This is a genomic window from Stenotrophomonas sp. SrG (assembly GCF_050031795.1).
Lineage (GTDB): Bacteria > Pseudomonadota > Gammaproteobacteria > Xanthomonadales > Xanthomonadaceae > Stenotrophomonas > Stenotrophomonas rhizophila_A.
The window spans coordinates 1-230 of sequence record NZ_JBNBBE010001782.1 but is presented as its reverse complement, the minus strand read 5'-3'; the positions used below and the strand labels follow the sequence as shown (position 1 = coordinate 230).

The following is a 230-nucleotide window of genomic DNA, read 5'->3' as shown; positions in this document are numbered from 1 at the left end:
CGGGCGGCATCACGTCGGCCTGCTGCGCCGGCAGCAGCGCATCGCCGCTGCGGTCGATGACCCGACCACGGTTTTTGGGGCCGCCCATGGCTTCGATGACCGCAGCAAGCGTGCGCGGCCGCTGCGCGATGCGTTCGGCCCGGGCCAGCGCCGAGCCATCGTCTGCGTGCGAGCCCAACAGCGTTTCCAGCCCCGGCTCGTCGGCAAACTGCTCGCGCTGCGCTGCAAGC

Annotated in this window: 1 pseudogene; it reads right to left on the bottom strand. The window is 72.2% G+C overall.

Annotated elements, in window-relative coordinates:
* A pseudogene (locus ACQG3P_RS25405) lies at positions 1 to 230 on the bottom strand (SDR family NAD(P)-dependent oxidoreductase); the annotation flags it as partial.